Source organism: Methylobacter luteus IMV-B-3098, assembly GCF_000427625.1.
GTDB classification, from domain to species: Bacteria; Pseudomonadota; Gammaproteobacteria; order Methylococcales; family Methylomonadaceae; genus Methylobacter; species Methylobacter luteus.
This window is the reverse complement of the sequence record NZ_KE386569.1, coordinates 3,390,946-3,415,128: the sequence shown is the minus strand read 5'-3', so window position 1 is coordinate 3,415,128 and position 24,183 is coordinate 3,390,946. Positions and strand designations below refer to the sequence as shown.

At 50.6% G+C, this 24,183-nt stretch carries 21 protein-coding genes and 1 pseudogene; 12 read left to right on the top strand and 10 right to left on the bottom strand.

The window, feature by feature from the left end; genetic code table 11:
- Positions 1-9: 9 nt before the first annotated feature.
- Both METLU_RS0118105 and METLU_RS0118100 read right to left on the bottom strand, forming a co-directional pair.
- The gene (locus tag METLU_RS0118105; RefSeq protein ID WP_027159459.1) at positions 10-483 is read right to left on the bottom strand and encodes a PaaI family thioesterase; all 474 of its coding nucleotides are present in this window, start codon (positions 481-483) and stop codon (positions 10-12) included.
- 17 nt (positions 484-500) lie between these two features.
- Positions 501-1,316: a class I SAM-dependent methyltransferase gene (locus tag METLU_RS0118100; RefSeq protein WP_027159458.1), complete on the bottom strand. Its 816-nt coding sequence runs from the start codon at positions 1,314-1,316 to the stop codon at positions 501-503.
- A 570-nt stretch (positions 1,317-1,886) separates the two neighbouring features.
- Between METLU_RS0118100 and METLU_RS0118095 the strand changes: the two genes are divergently transcribed.
- The 4 genes from METLU_RS0118095 (at position 1,887) to METLU_RS0118080 (ending at position 6,734) form a co-directional block, all read left to right on the top strand.
- Positions 1,887-2,483, top strand: a complete 597-nt coding sequence (locus METLU_RS0118095; protein ID WP_027159457.1) for a hypothetical protein — start codon at positions 1,887-1,889, stop codon at positions 2,481-2,483.
- A 279-nt stretch (positions 2,484-2,762) separates the two neighbouring features.
- A complete protein-coding gene (locus METLU_RS25785) occupies positions 2,763-4,472 on the top strand; it encodes a multiheme c-type cytochrome (protein ID WP_051299978.1) in 1,710 nt (569 codons plus the stop codon).
- Positions 4,472-5,476: a hydroxylamine oxidation protein HaoB gene (gene haoB / locus METLU_RS0118085; RefSeq protein ID WP_027159456.1), complete on the top strand. Its 1,005-nt coding sequence runs from the start codon at positions 4,472-4,474 to the stop codon at positions 5,474-5,476. The genes METLU_RS25785 and haoB overlap by 1 nt, the downstream gene beginning before the upstream one ends.
- A gap of 577 nt (positions 5,477-6,053) precedes the next feature.
- A complete protein-coding gene (locus METLU_RS0118080; RefSeq protein WP_027159455.1) occupies positions 6,054-6,734 on the top strand; it encodes a hypothetical protein in 681 nt (226 codons plus the stop codon).
- A 441-nt stretch (positions 6,735-7,175) separates the two neighbouring features.
- Here METLU_RS0118080 and METLU_RS0118075 read toward each other — a convergent pair whose 3' ends face one another.
- Positions 7,176-7,904: a DUF3581 domain-containing protein gene (locus tag METLU_RS0118075; RefSeq protein ID WP_027159454.1), complete on the bottom strand. Its 729-nt coding sequence runs from the start codon at positions 7,902-7,904 to the stop codon at positions 7,176-7,178.
- A 410-nt stretch (positions 7,905-8,314) separates the two neighbouring features.
- On the bottom strand, positions 8,315-8,668 hold the full coding sequence (locus METLU_RS0118070) for a hypothetical protein (protein WP_027159453.1): 354 nt from the start codon (positions 8,666-8,668) through the stop codon (positions 8,315-8,317).
- A 331-nt stretch (positions 8,669-8,999) separates the two neighbouring features.
- Between METLU_RS0118070 and METLU_RS0118065 the strand changes: the two genes are divergently transcribed.
- The gene (locus METLU_RS0118065) at positions 9,000-9,947 is read left to right on the top strand and encodes an IS630 family transposase (RefSeq protein ID WP_027159452.1); all 948 of its coding nucleotides are present in this window, start codon (positions 9,000-9,002) and stop codon (positions 9,945-9,947) included.
- A 74-nt stretch (positions 9,948-10,021) separates the two neighbouring features.
- Here the strand turns inward: METLU_RS0118065 and METLU_RS28055 are convergent, their stop codons facing one another.
- From METLU_RS28055 to METLU_RS0118040, 5 genes and pseudogenes are all read right to left on the bottom strand, one after another.
- Positions 10,022-10,525, bottom strand: a complete 504-nt coding sequence (locus METLU_RS28055; RefSeq protein ID WP_155920621.1) for a hypothetical protein — start codon at positions 10,523-10,525, stop codon at positions 10,022-10,024.
- 25 nt (positions 10,526-10,550) lie between these two features.
- Positions 10,551-12,115: pseudogene (locus METLU_RS0118060) on the bottom strand (IS3 family transposase).
- Positions 12,116-12,344: 229 nt separating this feature from the next.
- Positions 12,345-13,154 carry a DsbA family protein gene (locus tag METLU_RS25780; protein WP_051299976.1) on the bottom strand — a complete coding sequence of 270 codons (810 nt, stop codon included), beginning with the start codon at positions 13,152-13,154 and terminating at the stop codon, positions 12,345-12,347.
- A 332-nt stretch (positions 13,155-13,486) separates the two neighbouring features.
- Positions 13,487-14,158, bottom strand: a complete 672-nt coding sequence (locus METLU_RS0118045; protein WP_027159450.1) for a hypothetical protein — start codon at positions 14,156-14,158, stop codon at positions 13,487-13,489.
- Between the two features lie 277 nt (positions 14,159-14,435).
- Positions 14,436-15,104, bottom strand: coding sequence for a helix-turn-helix transcriptional regulator (locus tag METLU_RS0118040; protein WP_027159449.1), 669 nt, complete (start codon positions 15,102-15,104; stop codon positions 14,436-14,438).
- Between the two features lie 565 nt (positions 15,105-15,669).
- Between METLU_RS0118040 and METLU_RS0118035 the strand changes: the two genes are divergently transcribed.
- From METLU_RS0118035 to METLU_RS0118020, 4 genes are all read left to right on the top strand, one after another.
- Positions 15,670-16,458 (top strand): OBAP family protein, encoded by a 789-nt coding sequence (locus tag METLU_RS0118035; RefSeq protein WP_036243260.1) that lies wholly within the window; start codon positions 15,670-15,672, stop codon positions 16,456-16,458.
- 563 nt (positions 16,459-17,021) lie between these two features.
- Positions 17,022-17,594, top strand: coding sequence for a hypothetical protein (locus METLU_RS0118030; RefSeq protein ID WP_027159447.1), 573 nt, complete (start codon positions 17,022-17,024; stop codon positions 17,592-17,594).
- A gap of 239 nt (positions 17,595-17,833) precedes the next feature.
- Entirely contained in the window at positions 17,834-18,340 is a 507-nt protein-coding gene (locus tag METLU_RS0118025; RefSeq protein ID WP_331271280.1) for a cupin domain-containing protein, read from the top strand.
- A 156-nt stretch (positions 18,341-18,496) separates the two neighbouring features.
- Positions 18,497-19,417 carry a hypothetical protein gene (locus METLU_RS0118020; protein WP_027159445.1) on the top strand — a complete coding sequence of 307 codons (921 nt, stop codon included), beginning with the start codon at positions 18,497-18,499 and terminating at the stop codon, positions 19,415-19,417.
- 571 nt (positions 19,418-19,988) lie between these two features.
- Here METLU_RS0118020 and METLU_RS0118010 read toward each other — a convergent pair.
- Entirely contained in the window at positions 19,989-21,551 is a 1,563-nt protein-coding gene (locus METLU_RS0118010) for a hypothetical protein (RefSeq protein ID WP_027159443.1), read from the bottom strand.
- Positions 21,552-22,025: 474 nt separating this feature from the next.
- Here METLU_RS0118010 and METLU_RS27480 point away from each other — a divergent pair, with 474 nt between their 5' ends.
- The 3 genes from METLU_RS27480 (at position 22,026) to METLU_RS0117995 (ending at position 24,118) form a co-directional block, all read left to right on the top strand.
- Complete coding sequence (locus METLU_RS27480; RefSeq protein WP_231383646.1) at positions 22,026-22,196, top strand: nickel-binding protein; 171 nt, start codon at positions 22,026-22,028, stop codon at positions 22,194-22,196.
- A gap of 54 nt (positions 22,197-22,250) precedes the next feature.
- Complete coding sequence (locus METLU_RS0118000; RefSeq protein WP_231383645.1) at positions 22,251-23,375, top strand: YncE family protein; 1,125 nt, start codon at positions 22,251-22,253, stop codon at positions 23,373-23,375.
- A 212-nt stretch (positions 23,376-23,587) separates the two neighbouring features.
- Entirely contained in the window at positions 23,588-24,118 is a 531-nt protein-coding gene (locus METLU_RS0117995) for an REP-associated tyrosine transposase (RefSeq protein ID WP_027159441.1), read from the top strand.
- The last annotated feature ends 65 nt before the right edge of the window (positions 24,119-24,183 follow it).

The window sequence follows — 24,183 nt, the reverse complement described above, 5'->3', positions numbered from 1 at the left end:
CCTACTTCATTACCCTTTCAGCCTTCTCATAACAGCCGAACTGGACGTGCAAGTCGCCAGCAACTTGCCGCCGGGGTTTTTGACTTCGGCCCGCAGATGGATCTGCATGGGTGTTCTTTCCACCAGAAAGGCCGTGACATGGATGAATTCGTAAGCCATTTTGACGGGCCGGATGAACGTGGTGTTGACATGGGTCGTGATGCTGGGCGGCAATAGCAGGTAGCTCAGCGGCGCCAGGGTATTGTCCATGGCCGCCACGATCATGCCGCCCTGCATGAATCCGAACGGGTTGCTGTAGCTCTCCTTGATCGGGAACCGGGCGGTCAGCGATTGCTCTTCAACATATTCCAGAAACTCGCCTTCCATTTCCTTGAAGATTTGGGGGGGCAGTTCCATGCCCGGATTCGATCCTATCAACTCCCTGATTTTTATTAACAGATTGTCCTGCACTGTGCCCCCGCTGCGCTTTGGGTTAAAAAACATCAATTCCGGTCGATATTTTATTGCTTATGAGCCGGTTCAAACACAAAAATCGAGTAGCCATGCATCAGTGTTTTCATGAACAGGTTAAAGAGTAGCACGGGCACTTTTACCGATCCGTATTCCGAGGCTTTGGCGACGATGGAATGCTTTTGCCCGATCTGATAGCCGTACCGGCAGAATAACTCGGCGGGATTTGGCAACGTAAACCTGAAGTCGGCGCCCAGTCTGCCCAGTTTCTGCTGCAGAGTATGGCTGTATTTGTTGAAGAACTTTTCCGTCATGAGGTCGCATACCAGTTTATGCGCCGGGAACAACCGGTGTAAGGTTTGCAGGGTTTGCCTGATGGCATCCTCTTGCAGATAAATGAAAACGCCTTCTATGACGACGATGACGGGCTCATCGGTGGAAAACGCCTGCAGTTTCTCTTCCAGCGATTCGGTTTCGAAATCGATCGCGATGCGCTGCAGCCGGTTTTTGCAGGCTTCAATCGGCAGCCGCTCGTTTTTGTAGGCGATGATTTGCGGCTCATCCAGTTCGATCCATGCGCCGCCGTCAAGCCGGTAGGCACGGCTGTCAAAGCCGGCGCCGATCAGGATAATCTTTAAATCCGGGTTATTGGCCAGCTCCTGCCGGATGCAGTCATCGATAATCCGATGCCTCGCCACATTGCCGGCATTGGGATTGGTTTCCTCTTTGAAAGCGGAAAAAATGTTCAAGCCCCGTTCATCCATAAAAACCCTGGCATAGGTGTCCCGGCAGACCGGGTTTGCGGTTTCGGCATCCTGCATGCGAACGCCGCAGCAATAAAAGGCGGTATTGGATATCGGTTTCATAGTGTCCTTTTTTGGATAGAGGGAAAATTTTAGTTGCTGATATTCACAGCTAACGACGCATCTGCCAGCAGTAAACCGGATTAGGACCTCTAGCGCGTCCGCGCGGAATGTGAAAGGGGTTCGGAATCAGGAAAGCAGTCGTTGCCGCTCACTACCCGCGTTAGAAATATTTTAAGTATTTTTTAAGCATGGATCAATACCGGCACATCAGCATCAAGCTCACGCACTTGATGCCGTTTTGTTTGAAGAATGTGTGAAATCACACAGTTTTGGTGCACCAAATACCTTATCCTGAGCACTTCAACCCGGGAAAAAGCCGCTGTAGCGCTGATTTTCCGGAGGCAAAACTATTTATACAGTGCAGATTGTATGCCAACTGTAGAGGCATATTGTCGCGCGTCATCATGTCGCATTTTCAATGAGCCCGGGGATAAATACACTAAACCCGACTCTTGTATGCGCTCTCTTTATGAGAATCAGAGTTTATCTATCCTTCCTCTCAAATGCGGACTTCCCGTCCGCATTCTTTTTCGGCTCATTAAATCCAAAGTTGAATTATTAAGGAGTTTTATGATTTTTTTCGATAATCCGAACTTTCCATCCGCTCAGGATCTTGATCTGGAAAACAAGTTGTTTTTGCCCACCTCAAGACTCTATACGCAGCTGAACTTCCAGTTGCAGACGCTGTATCAGGATATCCGCGCAGAGCTGTTCGATATCCATGCGCTGATGGCTTCATCGGCCAAACAATTGTATGAGCAGCCTGGGCCGACCCTGACGGCCTGGTATGATCAGGCCGCCAGTCGCTCTGTTGAACTTTACGCACGAATTAACGGAGAGCTGTTGCCGAAAGCACAGGCGTCTTACCAACAGCTTATCGTCGATCTGGCCGATGCGGGTCGGGAAACACAGCTTTACCTGCAGAATTTCATGGAAAACCCAGAGACCGCCGCGGCTGCGGCAATCGAGCCTGTCACGGCTTATCTTGCCGCGGCGACCGAAGCATCCGAAGCGGCCCTGGTAAGCGGTTATTATGCCCTGGCCGACCTGTTCAATATGTTTCTGGAACAGCCCACCGAAACACTGGAGGCTTCTTATCATTACCTGTTGTCGCAGTTGCTTGAGCTCTATTTTCAGGCGGTCTCTTCATTATTGATGCAAATATAGCGCTTCACTGTTTGGTTGCACGCACTCCAGGACAAACATTACGAACGGCTGCACGGACAGGAAATGATCCCGCCATTTTCCCGCATTCGCCTCATCCGTCGGGCGAATGCGGGAGCCATTGCCAGACGCACGAAGTTCGTAGTTCATTGAACTGTTTATCTTATGGCCGCTGATGTCAGACGCAAGCCCATCATAATATTTGTTTGCTTATGTCTCGTGTTGCGCTAGAATCTGGTTTCGAATCGATACAATAATTAAAGCAGGCCATAGGGGTGCACTATGAAACACAAGATGCTTTATTTGCTGAGTATGTTGTTATTCAGCTTAATAGGACTCAGCTGCATCGGGGTTGCCAACGCGGACATACCCGATTTTGAACAGCTCAGGAAGAATTACTATGACTCTCATCCGGGCAAGGGATCGCATGCCGACTATTGGGAACCGATTCCCATCCAGAAATACTGGAATCCCAAAGATTTCTACAAGCCACCCAAAACCGTTCAGGGCGAATTCGGCCGAGATGACTGCGTAGGCTGCCATCAAGCCACCAGTCCGGGCGCATTCCATGCCTGGAAAAACAGCGTCCACAGTGATCTGGCCGCGATTCGAAACCTGCCGGACAGCGATGTGCGCGCCTACAAGAAAGAAAAACTGGCGCAAGTGGAAGCCAACCTGGTTAAACAGGATTTACTGGAAGAAGGCCAACAGCTCGATCAGGTCGGCTGTATCGATTGCCACGGCGGCGTCGGCAAGGAAACCGTCAACCACGCCGAGAATCTGGTAATGCCGGACCGCGCCGCCTGCGGCTCGTGCCATTTGAATGAATTTGCCGAAGCGGAATCGGAAAGAGATCAGGAATGGCCGCAGAAGCAATGGGGCAAAGGCCATCCCTCCCATGCGGTCGACTGGGAAGCGAACGTCGAAAATACCGTTTGGGCGGCCATGCCTCAGCGGGAAGTGGCGCAAGGCTGTGACATGTGCCATTACCAGCAGAACAAATGCGACGGGTGTCATACGCGCCACACCTTCTCCGTCGCCGAGGCCCGGCAACCGGAGGCCTGCTCAACCTGCCACAATGGCGTGGATCACAACGAGTTTGAAAATTTCATGATGTCCAAGCATGGCACCCAGTACCAGACACAGGGCAAAGCCAAGTGGAATTTCGAAGTTCCGCTGAAAGACGCCATCACCAAGGGCGGCTATACGGCGCCGACCTGTCAGGTCTGCCATTTCGAATACAAGGGCGAATATTCCCACAATCTGGTACGCAAAGTGCGCTGGGCGTTCAACCCGACACCCGCCATCGCCGACAACCTCGGCGATCCCTGGTTTGAAGACCGCAAACAGGCGTGGATTGACACGTGCAGTCTGTGCCATTCGGCCAGCTTCGCCAAGGCTTATCTGGACACGGCCGACAAAGGCACCATTCAGGGCCTGGCCGTTGAGCAGGAAGCCAAAAAAGTCGTCACCAAACTTTATGACGACGGCCTGCTGGTCGGTCAGAAAACCAACCGCCCCAATCCGCCGGCACCGGAAAAAGACGTACCGGGCGGATTCTTCCAGCTGTTCTGGGCCAAAGGCAACAACCCCAGTCACGTGGAACGCATCCATGCCGATATGTGGGAGCATGACCTGATCAAGCATTATAAAGGCATTTTCCACGCCAATCCCGGCGGCTTCACTTACACCGAAGGCTGGTCGGAACTGCTGAAGGACTACACTGAAATCATGGATGAAGACACACGCCTGCGTGAAGCGGCCGGCAAGACGGCGTCTGCTCCGGCTTCCGCTCCGGCATCATCTCCGACTGGCGAGAAAGAGGGCGGTGACAACAGTCTGATCATCAGCGGCCTATTGCTGATCGTGTTCGGGCTGGGTGTGGCTTATATGGTCCTGAGACCGGCCCGGATCAAAAAACCGGAAGAGGTGGGCGAGCAGGACAAAGAGCAACCGGAGGATGCGAGCGAACAGGGCAGAGAGCAAGAGTGATGTCCCGTAAAATAAGACAAGGGCTGCTTATGGTGATCAGTATTGTGCTGCTGGCGACAGGCGGCACGATACTGTACCGGCAACTGCTGCCCTCGCCCGCCGTTAAGGCGGATGGCGCGAAAAGCGGTGATCAGCTCAGCGTCCGCCATGCGCCGGAACCGAAAGCCGATGTGCAGGGCCGTTTCCCTGCACAGTCGGTCGAACGCTATGCCTTCAGCCAGGAAGGCAAGGATTTGTTCAGCCTGCTGGTGGCCCGGTATCAGGATAGTACCGGCCTGCCACAGGGCGCGGTCCTGTTTCCGAAGGACGCGCAGGAGATTGCTTCCAGTCCGACCGGGTTGCGTCATGATATCTGGCAATCGGCAGCCGACATCATTGCCCGCAAGGCGCCGGAAGATGCCCTGTTCCTGAGCTGGTGGGACGACGGTCAGCGCATTCATTATCTGAGCGGCAAGGAAGCCTGGCTGTGCAAGCCTTCCGATAAAACCTTTGCCGGTCCGGTATGGAAAGCCCTACAGGACAGCCTGCCGGCAGCATCGGACGAGGAACGCGCGCGTTTGACACAAATGGCGCGCTGGCTGACCATGGACAGCGAAAAAGCCCTGTCCGAGATCGCCGCGCATTTTGGCGTGTCGCGGCCCGTCTATCTGCTGGTCAATAATGATCTGCTGCTGCATCTGGCCGAGTTCGCGGCTTACGGCGGCACGTCCCTGTCGCTCGATTCGAAAAACATCCCGGCAGGCAATGATCTGCACGGGGATATTGCCCTGGTCAAGCGCTGGGCTTTCGAAGCAGGCGACGGCAATTATCTGGCGCAGAAAGAAGGCAACTATTACCGCGTCTGGTCCACGCCCGATGCGAAAGCCAAAAACACTCTATTGGTGAGGTTGCTGCCTTTTATCGATTCGCTAAAGAAATTGCCCGAAGGTGTCAGCCTGGTTTACCAGAGCCATTGGGGCGGATTTTTGTCTGTTTACAAAATTGATAACCAGCCAGTACATTAAAGCTTAAGACTCTGGACTTGATCTGGCGGCTTTAAATATTAATCGGAATTGAATCTGATATTGACTGGCTGAATTCGACTCAATATAGTCCTTCCGTCCTGTTTTAAGTGATACGCAGCACAGCTGGCAGGTAGCTGCCAGTAAATCAGGACATGCACCTGCGGGCTACGAATAGTCCGACCCCAGCATTTTAATGTTCACCGGTTTGGTTTCGAGCCCACGGATGCGCTTGGGATCACTAACAAATACTCAGGGCTTGTCGCGGCATCGACTCACCTATATTGCTTTCGCAGATCTCAGGCAGGCATGTACCTCTTGGTTAATCTACCCCGCAGGAGGTCAGGTCTGAACAGCCTTGGTAACCCCTCTTTTACAGCTTTTGTCGGCATTTCTCAGAGAACTCTCAGATCGCTCTTAAAAAGTCCTCAATTAATAATTTAACTCGATATCGAATTGAACCTTTAGCTTTTTCAAGGGCTCAACTATCTAGTATTTGAACTGCCAAAAACTCCAATTAAGTGATTCTTAGCACGAAATTTATCTTTCTAAAATTTATCTTTCTATTAGGGAGGGGTTTATGAAAATAAGCAGTAATATAGCGATACTAATAGCAGGTTCTTTAGCCGCAACTACACCTTTACTTGCGAAGGATGGGCCTGATGATGGAATCAGTTCATCGAGCGCATCGTCTACAAACGACACATCAGGCGATATTGAACCTAAGAAAAAAGTTGTAGCCGGTTTTAGTGATAAATTATTGGTTATACCTTGTGTTGATGTGAGAAATTCTCCATTCGATGGACATTACAACGTATTGATGAGCTTGGCTGGTGACGGCAGCGGCTTTGACTGGAAGCTTAAACGCGCTGAAGTCACAACAGACCCGGTTTGTGATTACCCATTAGACAATGAAATTGATACCGACGATGTACTGGCCGCCATCGGCATGCCGAGTGTTTCGGAGTTCAAAGGCAAGGATGGAACTGACAGAACATTAGAAGTCACGGTAGATTATGACCTGCGCAAGAAAGTGATAATCAGTTTTTCAAATAACTTGTTGGTGATTCCTTGCGTCGACGTGCAACAAACAATCTTCGCCGGACACTACAATGTTGTGATGGAAAGAAATCCGAATAATGTTGAGGAGTGGAAAGTCAGGGAGGCTAAGCCTACAACTTGTGATGGAGAGTCGGCCGAAGAAATTAATCTGGAAATTACTCTTGATGAAGTTTTGCAGAGCATCGATATGAAAAAGTAATTTTTAGGCATTGTTAATAATGCTATTCAATAGTGTCAAGCGCACAGTTCAATCATTCTCTGCTCATTTATTTAAATCCTGTGTGACATGCACCTAATTTAGGTGCCTACTTAAAGTTGTGAGTGAGCAGTTTGTGCCATAAACCAGCCATTCCGGAATGCACTTCAATTGACAGAAAATGGTCGGGATTTCGCCAGTCAACCAGCTAGTGAAAACCGACCATTAAGTAACAGGCGAATTAATTTTTTGGAAGTTGAAGCTGAGCAGCGGATTGAGGCTTGCCAAGAGCGGCTCAAGCGGACTGGTTAAGGCTCATTCTGTGCAGGAACTGTTGATAACAAGTTAACGCCCATTGGAAGTTGTATCTTTTTATTATCGGGCATGACGTGATACGGTTTCTGTTGAAAGTCGCTGAGCATATTCCAATCCAGCTTGACAGACTTAATGCGACAGAACCGCCAAATTACCCAGATAGCCGTTTTTCCGGGCCAAATATTCATCGACAAATGCCTGCATCGGTTCAGATTCATAAACGCTCGATACACTGATCGCCAGTTTTTTAAAGCCTGAGCCAACCACATTTTCGCCCGCCTTGATCTGAAAGTGTAAAAAAGCCGTAGCGCGCTTGCCATTGACTTCCATCTTCGGTTCCATCATTTCAACGGACGCTTGCCGGAAATCAAGATGATGAAATGACAAAGTCATGCTTTCGTAAATCACCAGTGGCCGGTTGAGGTTAAACATAACGTTTTCCTTGGCCAATAATGGAACCAGCACATAGGGAAAATTTTGTCCCGAGAAAGCCACATAATCGCGAGTAAAGCTTTCAATCAATGCTGAATCTCGGCTGAGGTCCCCCGAACGTTCGATCTGCAAATAGGTTTTACCCTGATTGTCGTTCACATCAATCTGCTCGGCATCGGTGTCGGGAAAGTTCAACAGCACACCCTGCCCGACCATGCCAGAAAAGATAAAGTGCATATTTTGGCTCAGGCCATATTTCTCCAATGCCAGTGAGAAAAGCAAATCGCCTGGTACGCAAAAACGTTTGGCATCAACATCGTGTAAAGGGTTGAAATCATGCGCCACTTCTTTGGCGAATGTACTGGCCTGTTCGGCGGAAATACTGACATTGCCTTCATGAATGCAATAAAATTCTTTTAAAAACATATTGTTATTTATTAATCGTACTAAAATAGATAATTCTACCACAGCTTAATATGTTTCACTTTATGACTTCCTAACCGACATGAATTGTCGGTATCTGTAAATCAAATCCAGCTATTTCCATACGTCAACATGTACCTTACCTGAAGGCCTAGACTTTCAAGCGAGAATGTCTCATAAACTTAAATTGAATCCTATTGATACACTGAATTTGCCTCAATAGCTGTGTCTTGTATGGGTAGACTAAAATGATACGCTGGCAGCAATGTGCCAAAAGTGGTCTATCAACAATTTCTATTGAAGGTCTGATGCAAGTTTGAAAAGAGCCATTCAACGATATTCCTGAGCCGTGCGCCGCTGCGACTGCATGACAAAGAGGCGATGCGTCCAGCGCGTCGGATTCAAGGAGATTGTTAGGTCACGTCCCACTTAGACACTTCTTTGCGCCATTCCACTAATGCGTACACGACCAAGGTGAATGCGGCGCCGTAGCGAACAGGAGCATAATCAAGCATTCCGCTCCACACTACCAGTAACGCGGCGGCAACACACGCCACGAGGATTAAAAGGACGATGGCAAGATTTCTCTGTTTTCTTTTTGACGCGGGACCGCCATGAAGGGAGATCTGTACCGCGACAACAAGCGAAGCATTTCCAAGAAAGAGCAACAAGGACCGAGCAGTGCCCGCGAAGACAAGGCTCGCCGCGAAAGCACCCATGGCAATGAAGTAGAAAGTCGAATAGGCGACGAGCTGGGGCCGTTTCATGGGTGACCTAATAAATGATTATCTAAATCTGTATATTTACACTTGAGCTGACTCGGTTGCAAATTAAAATATAGTGAAAAAGACGAAGAACTTGATTTATTAGGCGGGATAAGCAGATACGGATATCTCATCTCATGCTCCTACTACCTAATGAATGAGCGGTTAACCATGCCAAGCTTACCAAATGGGCATCGGCGCATTCGTTTCGGCATTCGTCTCAGCATTCCTTTGCCAGCCATGTATTGCAAGTCAACTAGAGCAATTGTCTGTTACTTGAGATCAACTTGTACTGCTAAAATAGAGTTTTGTTGATAACAGACATGCATCGAAGATGCCCAAACCTTATTCAGAAGACTTGCGCCTGCGTGTCGCGAGGGCCGTTGACAGCGGCAAAACAACACGCGAAGTCAGCGCGATCTATCAAGTCAGCCCCTCCTTTATCTCCAGAGTGCATCAACTCTGGAAAAACACCGGCGGCGTTCAGAGCAAGCCGATCGGTGGTTATCGGCGGGCTCTGCTGGAACCTTATGAAGCGGCCATCAAGGCACAGCTGGTGAACAGTCCGTCGATGACCTTGAAGGAACTGCAAAATTGGCTGGAAACTGAACAAACCTTGAGCGTATCGATTTCGGCGATCGATAAGTTTATCCGGCACAAGCTGGGCTATCGCTATAAAAAAACGCTGGTCGCCAGTGAACAGCAGCGCGAGGCTGTCGCGATAGCTCGTGAACAATGGCAAGCCTGGCAGCAAACTTGTGATCTGTCGAAGTTGGTGTTTCTGGACGAAACGGGGCTATCCACGGACATGATCTGTCGCTATGGCCGTGCGTTAGGCGGTTCTCGCTGTCGGGATGCCGCCCCGGCTGGCCACTGGCAAACGCTGACTTTTATTGCCGGCTTGCGTGCCGACCAACTCACGGCGCCTTGGTGCCTGGATCAGGCCATGACCGGTGAGGGCTTCAAAGAATATCTGCGCTCGCAGCTGGGACCGACCTTAAAGCCCGGCGATATTGTAATCTGTGACAACCTGTCAGCACATAAGGTGGCGGAAGTACAAGCCATTATTGAAGCGCAAGGGGCGACGATCAAATATCTGCCGCCTTACAGTCCTGATCTGAATCCGATCGAGCAGGTATTCTCCAAGCTCAAAGCCCTTTTGCGCAAGGCGGCAGAACGAACCTATGAAATGCTCTGGCGTACTGTGGGCCAATTAATGGATCGGTTTCATCCCGACGAATGCCTGAACTTCTTCAGGCATTCAGGTTATGTTTCTGACTAAAAGATAATCGCTCTGGCTCTCGCTAAATTATTTGAATGCATTATTCAAATGGCCCCGAATTTTTAAACAACAGCTCACGATGGACTATAACTGAAATAATCAAGTTTACCATCTCTAAACGTCGCCGAAGTAAAAGGTGTTCCATATTGGCCATCACTCCAGTAAAAATCTACGCCAGCCGAAGACATACTGTCAAAAACTCCATGACAACCTATAATTTTAACAACCTGATCATAGGTCATCCCTTTCTGGACCTGAGCTGCTTGGGATAAGTCAGGTATGCAAGAAGGATACTTCCCGTCATTGCAATAACTGGTTCCAGGTACATAAGTAGAGCAACTTAAACTATCGGAGACCGGAGGCGCTTCAGTAGAAAGAACACTAAGGGTTCCATCTGAATTAAACCCCAATTTAACATTGGCATACTCAACCTTACCATCAGCCTCCACCGCTGGAATAGTTACTGTGCCATTAGTGGCATCATAAGTAGTGGCAGTAGTGGAAACCGGAGGCGCTTCCTTGGAAAGAACACTAAATGTTCCATCTGAATCGGCCTTCAATTTGACGGTAATTGTCAAAATAACTGTCGCCTCAACAGTTAAATCAGGCCGCTTTTTTCAGCGCCTGCCGAATTATATTTTTGTCCTTCTGGTCAGGGTTCAAATAGACCTCAAGTACAGGCTCCCAATTTCGTGTTTTGTTCCGCCAGCGTTCCGGACGGCGCTTTTTGGCGGCTTCATAGGCCGCCTTTCGCTGTTTCAAAATCGCGAAGTCTTGTCCGCTATGCCGCTGATCTGGCGTGACAAACTGAATGGCGCTGTGCCGATGTTCATGGTTATACCAGTCCACAAAGCCCGACACCCAGCGTCGGGCCTGATTCAAATCCGTAAAGGGGTGGACCGGATAGTCCGGCCGATATTTGAGGGTCTTGAACAAGGCTTCCGAATACGGATTATCATTGCTCACCGCCGGTCGCGAGAACGACGGCAGGATGCCCAAGGCCTGCAGGGTCGCCAGCATCGTGGCNCCCTTCATGGGGCCGCCGTTGTCAGAATGCAAAGTCACCTGCTGACGGGGGATGCCTTCCCGCTGCACGATATCCCGCACAATGTCCGCCGCCCATTCGCTGCTTTCGCGTTCGTACACCTGCCAACCGACAATCTTGCGGCTGTAAACATCCATAAACAGATAAAGATACAGGAATACCCCTTTGACGGCCGTGGGCAGATAGGTAATATCCCAGCTGTACAGCTGATTGGGCGCCGTGGCCTTCAGGGCTTTCGGCTTGCGGCAGTCGGTGGCCGCCCGACTGGCCTGGCGATGCTGAAGTTGCTTCGCCTCGCGCAAGATCCGGTAGAAGGTCGATTCCGAAGCCAGATACTGACCCCGCTCGGCCAGAATCGGCACGATCTGGCTGGGCGCCAGCGCGGCAAATTCGGCCGAATTGGCTACCGACAACACGGACTGACGCTCCTGCTCACTGAGTTTGTTCGCGGGAATCAGCTGGCGGCCGCGACGACCGTCTTCCGCGACTTCACCCGATTGCTGCCAGCGCTGCAATGTGCGCAAGGTGATCCCCAATAAGTCGCAGGCTCGATGCCGACGGGCTCCGGCGGCGTGGGCTTCGTCTAGCCAAGACACAATTTGTTGGCGCTCTGACAGGGAAATCATGCGTCCTTTTCCTCCCAGAGCGCCTGATACTTTTTTTGCAGAACCAGTAAGGCCGCCGCTTCCGCCAAGGCTTTTTCCTTGCGCTTCAGCTCCCGCTGTAACGCTTGATGGCTCACTTGCAGTTCTCGCCAGTCAGCGCGACTGACGGCAGTCTCCGACGTGCCGGTTTCAAAGGCTTTACGCCAGGCGTGTAAATGATGCGGAAAAATCCCTTGTTCCCGGCACCAGGCATGCAATGTTTCCCCTGCCTTGCCCTGACTATCCAGGATCAGTTGAAAACGTTCGCTCTGATTCCAGTCTTGAGGTCGTTTTGTCATCAGGTCGGCTTGGCCCTCAACCACGTCTTTCGGTAATTTCATCCAGTTCTTCAACGTCCAGCTATTTATGTTCAAGTCATCGGCAATCGCTTGAACGGTACGATCGCCCCGGTTATAAACTTTCTCCAACGCCTGTTGGCGAAAAGCTTTCGTATAATAAGTCTTCTTTTTCAATTTCATTACCTCTAATAGTCAATCAATGAAAATTAGAGGCGACAGTTATCCTGACACAGGGGGTAAATGAATTCGCACCTACGCGTGCATTGGGCCGCTTTCGGTAAAAGAGACTCAATAACTGTAGTGCTCGGGAGCGGCAAACAGCATAAAAAGCTACCCGTGCGTAACATCAGTTATCATTTCATCAGCCTGGAAATGTTGAGTCGCGGAAAGCAAAAAATTCCCCACGCGGCTAATTGTTCTCGGCTCTCTGATCGCTCCCTTTCAACAGTTTGTCGATTTCCTCCTTGAAAGTCGGGAAGGGATGCGCGCCTTGAATCATTTTCACATTCTCCACCTTATCGCCATTGCTCACTCCGAGCATCAGCGTAGGCGTGCCGTTGATCCCCAGCTTCTGGCCCTCGGCGATATCTTTCCTGACCTGCTCGGCATACTTGCCGCTGTCCAGGCATTTCTTGAAAGGACCGGCCTTCAGTCCGACCGCGCGGGCATACCGGGTCAATTGTTTCGGTTTCAGCGCCTGCTGATTGGCGAACAACTGGTCGTGTATTTCCCAGTACTTGCCCTGCTCGTCCGCGCAATGCGCCGCCTCGGCCGCTTTCAGCGCCTGCTTGTGCATTTCCAGCGGGAAATCGCGGAACACGTAGCGAATCTTGCCCGTAGCGATGTACTCTTTGTCGATCTGCGACAAGGTTTCTTCCGCATGGCGTTTGCAGAACGGGCACTGGTAATCGGAGAATTCTATCAGGGTAAGCTTCGCATCCTGATTGCCCTTGAGGGGAGCGCCGCTGATCTCAAGCACTTTGTCGAGCGCCTGCGCCACTGGCTGTTCCTCGCCTATCTGGAGCAGTTTCTTGATTTCGGCCATATCTTTGAGCAAGGCTTCCTGGCTCTGCTTGAGCGCCTCGACGTCCTGCCGCACAGAGTCCTTGCGCGGCGTTTCCCGGCCCTGCTCGAGCGCCTCGACATCCTGCCGCACTGGTTCCATGCATCCCGTCAAGGCAAGCCCTACTAAAGTAACAAGCAGTGTTATTCGTTTCATAGTCTTCCTTTGATTTCTTGTGGGCCTGTGAATGAAAACCTCCGTATCCGGCCCCTATTCAGGATAGGAGGAATTAAATCAGGATTGAAAAGTGGGAAATGGAGCGGAAATAGCCTCCCATCCCTTACACCACCGACGCCGGCGGAATAAAAAACCGGAGCCTGCCGAATGAGTCGCGAAACTCAACCGCTGCCGCGTCATCGATGGGTGTAACCCTACAGGAAAGCCGGGAGCCGGCAATTACGCCGCCTCCCGGCGCTTCTTTCAAGACTGGTCGGATCAGTCTCCCGAGAGAGTGTCCGACCAGGTCCAATTGCTGAAATTTACTCAGACTAATATTTAGTCTTCTCTGTCTTATAGTCATCATCACGGCCATAACCATCATGACCATGATCATCATTACGGCCATAACCATCATCATGACCATCATCATGATCATTATCCCTATCAGGGAAGCAGCCTTTATCTTCGCATTTGCTCGTGCGAACGGGTTTTCCATGTGAGTCAAAGCAAGCAACAATCTCGCCTGGGAGCTTTCTAGTCACACATATATTGCCAACGCGTATGAACACTTTGGTGGCGGCGGTTATATCTGCCTCAAACGGATATTTCTTGGGCTCTTTGCAAGTCACGCGATAGGGATCTTTGTCGATAACGCATTTTTTGACATGATGCAGATGAGAGAATTCACCACCCAGTTTCTCGCATATCCTTTCGTTGTTTGCAGGAAATTTATCTTTTTTCGAGCAATCAAAGTTAACATTGTCCATTTTTGGATCGTCATACGAATCGTCATTTGTGTCGTTATATGCTACTACTTTGTCATCATGTCTTTTCTTGTCATCATGTCTTTTTTTGTCGTCATCCTTCTTTTTTGAATACTCATGACCCTTTTTCGAGTGGTCATTACCCTTTCCATAGTCATCACCGGCTCCAGCCGTTCCTACGACAGCCAAGGACAGGACCAGCGCCAGTGCGCTCTTACAAAAAATATTCTGTAACATATTACTCTCCTGTTTCATGATCGAATCATCGTGGCTTCAGAATAGAAGGCTTCATCACTCCGGATTTGTGCCATTTTTCGCTTATCACTAACTCGACTAATTGGCCCTCCTATTCAATAGTTAAAGAGAAGCCACCTCTTGTTAGATAAATTTAACGAAACGGCAAGCGCCGTTACTCAGTTGCAACTTGATTTCAATTTCATTCAAGCCGAAGTCAGTCTATTCAATTTTATCGATGGTCCGCATCCTTCAAATGGAGGACAAGTTCATCTTTTATTTACACTCGCGTGAACAAATAAATCAGCCGCATCAGATCGGATTGCCCATGTGTGGCGGTTTTGGCAAATACGTCCCTCAGCTGGCTGCGTGCGGTGCTGATCCTGACACGCCAGATGGTGCAGTAATCGTTGAGCGTCAAGCCGTCCGCCAAGGCGCGACAGAGCCGGGCCTCGGCTGGCGTCAAACTGAATTGGCTGGTGAAAAAATGCCACTGCCGGACAGGATAGTGGTTGGGGTCACGCAACGCGACCATGTAACGGGCCGCATGCAAATTGGCTGTCAAAGGCTCCGGCAGGCGAAAGCAGGTCAGCAACAGCAGGTCCGCGTCTCTCTCGCCCGTCAGCAGCAGGATGAACGGCCCCGGCTCGGTAGTTTTCCCGTTCACGAAAGCCGCGAAGCGGAAAGCATCCTTATGCCGAGGCGGCAGGGTAAATTTCTGCACTAACGTGCAAGGCATGCCGAACCTGCTCATGATTTTATCGGCTTGCGATGTAGCGTACATGATCCGCCTTTCGCTATCCAGCAGCAGCACGGCATCGTCCGTACGCTCCAGGCAGGAATGGCAATGCGGGGTTGAGAAGGTCTTATAGAGATCGTTAATGGCTCGATCTGCCAGCCGGCGCGGCAAATAGCGGCGCTCGGCTTTTTGATGAGTAGAGATAGTCATCACATCAATCTCCTTTTAGTACTGTGGTACTGCCATTTCTCGATATGAAAACGATTCTGTCTTTTGTAGAGCTTGAAAGATATCAATAACATAGAATACGTAAAAATAAATTGATTAATCTCAGCCATTTTTTAATTGGTGTAGACATTTTTTTTAGCTATGTCCTATCGCTAAAAATGGCTTTCACGGCAGCCTCGTCCTTGACTAACGGCTAAGCTCCAGCCTGATCTATCATGCTGTTCATTTATGTAATGTTTGCCGACATCAGCAGCGCATTTACAGACAACCGGCTCAGAATCACATCCCCGCGCGCGGTAATGCGGAACTACCGCGGACGATGCCTATCGAATGATTCGAGCAGATAACAGCCGCTTGACGATAAAACCCGCCTGCAAGCTATCTGGCGATACGGCCGGGAAATGTCGGTGTCATTCGGCCTTTAAGAAATTAAGCGGCGCGCATTTCCTATCCTTCACTGCCGCATCCGCTACTGTCAAACGCGATCAAATCCGCTCCTGGCAGTGGCTGAAAACCAAAACCAGTTCTGCACCCAAAGGGGAAAACAATGACATTTTACTTTCATTTTCTTTCTCGCATGACTCTTGCCCTCATTTCCGTCGGCCTGCTGGAAGCCTGCAATCCAAAATCCGATGCTCCCCAGCAACCGTCCGGCAAGGAAAAGACGACGAAAACCGAAATGCTCGAATCAGGCGCCGCCATTTTCCAGAGCGACTCGCCCTTGCAGCCCATGAACATCTATCTGGACGGTTTTCATGCCGCCAAGGATGACCCGACTCATCAAATGGAAGCCCACCATTTCTGCCGTCAGGTCAATGAAGATTTCGCCCAATGCGTCCTGTTTGACGGCAATACCCGGCAGGCGAACCTGATCGGCATTGAATATATCATTTCGGAAACGCTGTTCGAGACATTGCCCGAGGAAGAGAGACAGTACTGGCATCCGCATAATTACGAGATTCTGTCCGGCCAACTCATCGCGCCCGGCATTCCCGGAATAGCGGAAAAGGAACTGATGAAAGACAAAATGAACAGTTACGGCAAGACCTGGCATGTATGGAACTCCGCCCCATTCGGAAAAACCGGCGACAAAATACCCTTGGGCGAAGCCGTACTGGAGTGGTCGTTCAACCAGGACGGTGAAGCCCTGCCCGGCCTGATCGAGAAGCGGGATCAGCGGATGAACATCAGCACCAACGAGAAGCGCAATGATCGCGCTGCATTAAAGGACCTGGCCAAACCACAGTCCGGCGTCGATGCGCTGAAAGGCAAATTTTCAATGCCTGCGCACCCGCTTCCCGGCGTCGTCGATAAAAAGGCTGCGGGGCCGAAATAGCCGTGTCGCAATATCAGAAAGCAAGCCCGGCATGGACGGCTTCGAAATGCCGGGTTTATCAGCCCGGCCTATCGCGCTATCATATTCAATGAAGTCAGGACTTACGCAAGCCCCCACATAGGCATAACAACTTAGATCATCTCATCCCTGCCGGTGAGAGAAGGGAAAATGCGTAAGTTCTGGAAGCATAAGCTATTGCAAGGAAATATTGATTAGTTCAAGGGCGAACAATGGTTTCGAATGAATCGTTCTTACAATCGCTGAAAATCTTGGAAACGGAGCATTAACGAAGTGAAGATTTTTAGCCCCCGATAGCCGTAGCACCGAGTGTTTTTGCCTGAATCTGCGTGAACAGCATGGGAGAGAGGCAAAATACAAGGCATCACAAAACGGCGTAGTCATTGATTGGGATTGCCACGAAGCCCGCATCAAGTTTACCGGGATGCGGCAGAGGGGTAAGGACGCAGGACGAATCGGAGCCGCATAATTTTTGCCGCTTGATTGGGTTGCCATACCCAAAACAAGCTTTCGCAAACCCAATCAATAAACTTCTTGGTGAATATATGAAAACATTGCAAAAAACCATCATTGCCGTATCGATGTCAATTGCATTGGTTCTGGCTAATTATGCCGTCTTCGCGGAAGTCGATGTTCCTATTTCCGAAACCAAGGAAAGTGGAAATAAAGTTGCTACCGGAGTCACTATAAACAAGCGTCCGACGACCGACGCATCCCCACTGGCGGGTGGCTGGATTGAATCAAAAGACGAAGATTCGTCGCATAAATTAAATGTTTACAAAGATGGAACCGTATCCATGAGTGCGCAACAAGGCCAATATTCAGGTTCAGCTAAACATTCGCCGAGTACCGGGGATAAATCACTAAAGCTTGGCGTGGATAGCGAACACGGTAATCTATCCGGTTCTGTCAGCCATTCTCCGGATACCGGAAGCTCATATGGTGTAGGCGTAGGTCATGGCCAATATTCGGGTTCAGTCACGCATTCGCCGAGTACCAAGGATAATTCACTAGGGATTGGCGTTGGCAGCGAATACGGTAAATTCTCCGGCTCTGTCAACCATTCTCCAAGCACAGGAGATAAATCCTATGGTATTGGTTGGAAAACAACCTGGTAGCAAAAACTAAACCGCTTTTATTTTTTATCGTTCGCCGTCAGTCCTGAAGGGGTTGATAGTCATGTAGTCATATAGGCCGGGTTGGAGCTTTGGCGGAAACCTGGTCTACAACGAAAATGAAATTCCCGACACCGGGCAAAATGCCCGCTTTCAAAAGGCAGTTTTCACTTTCAAGCCTGACGTTCGTTCAGTAGCATTCAAATTCACCTTCACAACCTGTGCAGCCAGTGGCAAAGCTGATGAATGCGCTTCAGCCAGCCGGAACAGCTGTCGAGTTGAGGGCTTCGCTTCAAATAAGGAAAACCGCTATGAGCAACTACCTTTTTAATGATAAAAACATCGCATGGCAGCAACTTGGCGAATTTGAGAATTTCCGCTACTCGATTCTGAATATCGATCAAGACAGCAAAATTGTCGACGTAATCTTCAAATTTGAACCACACGACCCGATAATCCTGCATCGGCACCGCGCGCTGAATCACACCTTTGTTATTCACGGCGAACACCGGCTCTATCATGCCAATGGCGAATTAAAAGCCGCTCGCGCCGTCGGGAGTTACACCATCAGCCATCCTGATCCGATACCTCACAGAGAATGCGGTGGCGATGAAGGGGCGATTGTCCTGTTCAGCATTCGGGGAACCGAGGGTGTGATGTATGAACTACTCGATGATGAAGAAAATATTATTGCTACATTGAGCATGCAGGATTTTGTCGGCTTATATGAAATGAATAACCGCATGTAGGCCGGGCTGGCGCTTGCGGAACCCCGGCATGGGCGGCTTTAAAATGCCGGGTTTGCCCACCCGGCCCATCGTGCTCAAGTGAGTTCGTGTCCATTCCCAGACGCGATTTCATCAGGCGTAACTCAATACCGTTTACCTCGATGCTCCGATTAGGCTATGCTTACCCTCGGCGCTTATTTCTTATCCAAATACAAGGATTTGAAATATCTTCAGCCGCAGATAACCAACACAATAAATATAAAGTATGAGGAGCTTGAAATGGCAAAGAGTTTTATAGATCAATTGCTCGACCTGGTAGGGGTAAAACTGCCCGATGCTCATGGTCACTACAGTCCATCGGTCTACAGAGACGAGCAAAGCAGTAAGGAACCGTCGGATGCAGGGAAACATCAGCCGAAAAAAAGTCCCGAAACCGCGCAAGCAACGGCCGAATTGACGGGTGTTGCAAGATACCTGGCAAACAACTACCCGGAAGAACAGAAAGATGCAGCCCAGGCAGATACCTCGGGAACCGCAGGCTTGACCAGGGTTGCAAAATACCTGGCGAAAAAACAGCAGGAAGAACAGGAACAAGCCGAAGCGGAGGCGGCAGCACTGGCCAAGATGACGGGTGTTGCAAGATATCTGGCCAAACTGGAAGGTAAAATTGCAACCGCCCCTGCCAAAACAGAAACAGCAGAGCCCGCAAATACCGCGAGCCTGACACGCGTAGAGAAATACCTGGCCAAACAACAAATTACGCCATCCGACCTACCACAACCCGAAGCGGTCCAGCCAGCCGCCCAGGCAAAGGCAGCAGAGCAAAAACCTGTTGTCGAAGAGAAAAAAACCCAACCTAAACAAGAGGTCGAAAAACAATCGCCCCCTGCCGCTAAAACGCCAGGCAAAATCATCAACCTGGCCGAAGCCGCCTCACAATGTCAGTCGACAACCTCGAAAGGCACACAATGCAGACGCAAAACCAACCTGGATACACTCGAGAAAACCATCAACCAGCAAAAGTACAAATTTGTTGCCTGCAGCCAGCATAACAGTGAAGGATTCATACCTTTTGCAGAACTTCTGCAAGAAGAGTGAACGAAGCTTTCTGGCTCATCAATCGTTAAAAAATCGAGCATGTAGGCTTGGGCGGCTTTGAATGCTGGGTTTATCAACCCAGCCTACAGCGCTATCTCAGTTTTGTAGGCTGGGTTGGAGCTTTAGCGGAAACCCGGCATTGGCGGCTAAAATCATCATCAATGCAAAAGGCAAAAAAAAGCCCCAATTAAGGGGCTCGGTAGTTTAGGGACTAAGGAGAGCAATGATTAATGCAATTCTGCAAGATAGCGTAAAAAGATATAGTGTCACGACAGCTAATTTTCAACTGTGGATTGGAAATATCTTTTGTGGCCCGCTCCAGCAAAGGATTGCACCATCAAAAATTTATAAGCATTCAAGCAGTAACGGATACGATGAACGGGAAACGATGCTTAGAGCGCAATAGCCGTCAATTTGATGGCTTTGTTAAATTTCAGGGCAGCTTCGAATGCTGGGTTTAGCAACCCTGCCTACCTCTCTATCGCTCCAATTTCGTCCAAAACACCATGCCCCAACAGCGGCGCGAGAGCGTCGTACACCATTCCGCGACTGTTACGCTTCCTTGACTCCTTCACGGTCTCTGCAGTTTCATCACCATAGAAGGCAAAACGAGAGCCGAGTCGGCCCCCCGTTGCGTGCCCGGCTTGATGTAATCTCGTATAGTGGCTAAGAATTGATCGCCCGATGGGATTAATTCCTCCGAGAGCGGAAAGCAGTGGCCGTCCGTGAGGTCTTCCAGGCCGGAACAGTCCCGCGTGAAGTAGTAAAGATAGAATTTGCCGGTATTGCTTGCTTCTCCCGCGTATCCATTCGCAGTGCCTTTCAGGTCATCATTGAACAGATTGGCGACCCCTACAATGCGTGATCTCTGATTGATACCGAAGCCCACATACGTTGCATTGCCGGTTTCCGTTCCGAGCGTGCCCGCAATGGCATAGATCTCTCCGTTGTCGAGCGGCATGGGGCCGAAGAGCTGATAGGTAGTGTCCAAAGTGTCGAGAAGGCAGTTCTGTCCAACTGAGAGGCAGAGCGGCCCCACCATATAAGTGGGGAACTCCTGCAGCATTGTGAAGCTTCCGGCCCGGTCCGAACAATCGGCAGTGGCACAAGGCTGCTCCCATCGATCACCGACCGCTTTCACCAGATTCAACAGATCGGGTTTGAGATAGAGCTCATCCTGTGCTGTTCTGGTTTCGATCTCGACCGGCGGGTACCCTTGAGGCTCGCGGTCGGAACGCGTGTCCCTGACGCGAAGCACAACCAGGGGCAGATCCTTTCTCCAGGTGTCCGAGCGCGTGCCGGGCGCTCCTCCGTCATCAGGTTTGACATAGCGAATAAGGTTGGTAAAGTCATCGGCGCCTTGGTCGAGACCGATATTCATGTCGGATGGGATCGGTTCGGTAAAGACGTCCTTATCTTCCACCGAGATACGGCTGAAGGCCTTACGGACCTCCTGATCCATGACCTGGTCCGGGGTGATGATGAAATAGCGGATCTGGTCAAAGGCTGCGCCGGATTGTCTTTCGATGACCACATTATTGTTGGGATTGCTCAGGCTGGATAAGACCTGAATGCGTTCGGGATGATCGGGCACGTTCGCGAAAAAAATCGACAGGAAGTCGGGCAGATACTTTTCAATATCCTTATACTTCTGGCTGTCCTTATCGTAAGCCCCCTCCCGCGTAAAAATCCATGTCTGTTCGGAAAAAAAAGCGGCTGGCGGAGGCAGTTGCCCTAAAATTATGATCGCCTCGCGCGGATCGAGGCGATAGATATCGTTGTAACCCGCTTGAGAGGGCCCCCACATGTTACCGAATATGGGGTCCACAAATTCCTCCGGCCAAGGGGGCACCGTGAAAACTGCATAAGGTGCGGCAGGATTGTTGCCGTAACAAGACCCGATTTTGTCAAAGGTGTAGTCACAATCATCGACTGTGTAGAGCTTGAAATAGCCGCGGCTGACTTCGAAACCCTGTTGCTTCAGGTCGTCCATGAGATTCTGCGCCTTGCTTTCAACACTCTCGGGAACCTTGTTTTCCGGCGTAGTACTGCCGCCTCTGGCAACCGCTCCCGCTGCAAACAGTACAGCAGTTACAAACAGCAAATAAACTGGAATCTTTCGATAACTAGTCATTTTGGCTTTCCTCCTAAATGAAAGGCATCCGTGGTGAATTACTCTTTCCTAGGATTCAATGCGGCTACAGTTCCAGTTATGCATTAAGATTACTGTCGCTCATCTCCCGACTCATTATCTATCGTAAAGAAAATAATGCCGTGCTTCACTAGATCTGGTCCATTGAGTCCGCCAATTTTACAGATTTTATAGATAGGACGAGGGGGCAAATAATTCCGTGTAACCGCTTATTTTCAACATAGCCTGCGCGCTTCGATGACCCGGTCGTGCGCAGCCTTTAGGATGTCGTCGTAACGCCCGGTCAGCGGGTTGAGCTTTTTCCGGAAAAATTCACTGCCTGAAAGCTTGTTTTTTTGATCTATTTCAAAGACGGCCGATCATATACTTTGGGGGTATTCAGCCCCGGCAAAGAAAGCGTGGAGGTAAGCAAATGCCGAAATTCCTGATCGAACGAGATTCCCGCTTGGTCCGGGCGTGCAATGGATTCAGAGCCACGAAACCGGCGACAAGGCCTGCTGCGTCTACATCGCTTCCGATGAAGCCATCATCCGTCAGCAGGCCGGGCAAGGCGGTTTTCCCGTTATAACCGCATCAGCGAAATCGAACCGTGATCGACCCGACTACCGCGGGCAACTAACCGAATAGAACACTGGAGAGAAATCCATGAAACAAGCATTGAAGATAGTTGGCCTATGCGCAATGGCGCTAAGTGTCCCGGTTACCGCAAACGCGGAATTGCTGGCTCTACTCAATTACGAGAGCAAGGCTGACCAGCCGAACCGGCGCGAAGGCATTGCCGTCATAGACGTCGACCCGAAATCGCCGAACTTTAACAAGATCATCAAAGATACGCCGCTGCCCCCGGATTTCGTGGCGCACCATATCTTTTACAACAAAGACATGACCAAGGCTTATGTCACTTCGCTCGGACACACCGAGCTCTACATCTATGACGTAGCAAAATTTCCCGAGTCGAAAACGATTGTGCCGGTGCCAGACTGCAAGGTCGGGGAGGACCTCACCTTCTCAGCCGACAAGAAGCGCTGGTTTCTGAGCTGCATGGGCTCCAGCAACATTATCGTGGGCGACGCCCAAACAGACAAACCCATAGGAACCATCGCCAGCGGCGACTCCCCCGATAAATTCATCAAGTATCCGCATGGCATCATGTTGAACGACGAACTGGACCGGATATTCGTCACCAGCACAGTAAACCCGAACGACCCCAAAGACGCCGGCGAGACCGTCACGGTCATCGAGGCCTCGACACAGAAACTTCTTTCGACGCATAAACTCTCGACCAAACCGTCTCCTTCGGGAGAAGCGCCCGTTGAAATTCTCTTTGCGCCGGGTCAAAACCCGCCGCTGGCCTACATCGACAATATGTATGGCGGCACGCTCTGGACCGCGACCTGGCGCCCTCAATCCAGGGATTTCGGTTTTCATCAGGTATTCGATTTTGTCGGCACCGGCCAAAGCCTGCCGCTGGAAATGGGCTTCAATGAAAAAGGCGATCGCCTTTTCGTTACGACGGCCAAGCCGGGCGCTTTCAATATCTTCGACATCGCCGAGCCTTACGAGCCAAAGCTCCTTGCGACCATCCCGACCGCGGGAGGCGCTCACCACTTCGTCTTTTCGCCTGATAACCGCTACGCCTTCGTCCAGAACAGCTTCCTCAATCTGCCGGAGATGGACGATGGCTCTGTCAGCGTCATCGACATGACCCGAAATAAAGTGGTCGCAACGGTTGACGTCCTGAAAAAAGCCGGACTGACGCCGAACTGCATCATCGCCATGCCGAGCTGGCATAAACACGTCCAATAAAGGACCGCAGGCGCTTTAGATGCGAAATGTTGGCCGCCTCCCCGGACATCCACGACCATTCATGGGAATGAGTTTATGTAACTTATGTAGGCTGGGTTGGAGCCTGGCGGAAACCCAGCTTTGGCGGCTTTGGTAGGCTGGGTTTATCAACCCAGCCTACAATCTGGACTATGGATATAGCACAACCACGGCGCTTCATCTAAGCTTTGTGGATGCGAACCTATAAGCGAGTCCGGCTGACCGGCGTACAGTATTTCTTTACCGTGAATCTTGCCGAGCGCCAGAACAATGACCAACTGACTCGGCATGTCGATCACTTGCGCGCCGCCTTCCGGCAAACACGAAATGATCATCCCTTCAACATAGACGCCATCGTCATCCTGCCGGAGCATCTGCACTGCATCTGGACCCTGCCGCCGGGCGATGACGATTATTCTACGCGCTGGCGTCTGATCAAGGCACGGTTTTCAATGAGCCTGACTGCCGATGAAACCATTTCCGAGAGCCGCAAGCGCAAAGGCGAAAGAGGCATCTGGCAGCGCCGCTATTGGGAGCATTGCATTCGCAACGAGCGGGATTACCACAACCACCTGGATTACATCCATTACAACCCCGTCAAACACGGCTACGTTCAGGCCGCCAAAGACTGGCCGTATTCATCGTTCCGGCAATGGGTCCAGCGCGGCATGTACCCCGAAAACTGGGCCGCCTCCCCGGACATCCAAGACTATTCATGGGAATAAGCATCATGTAGGCTGGGTTGGAGCTTTAGCGGAAACCCAGCTTGGGCGGCTTCGAATGCTGGGTT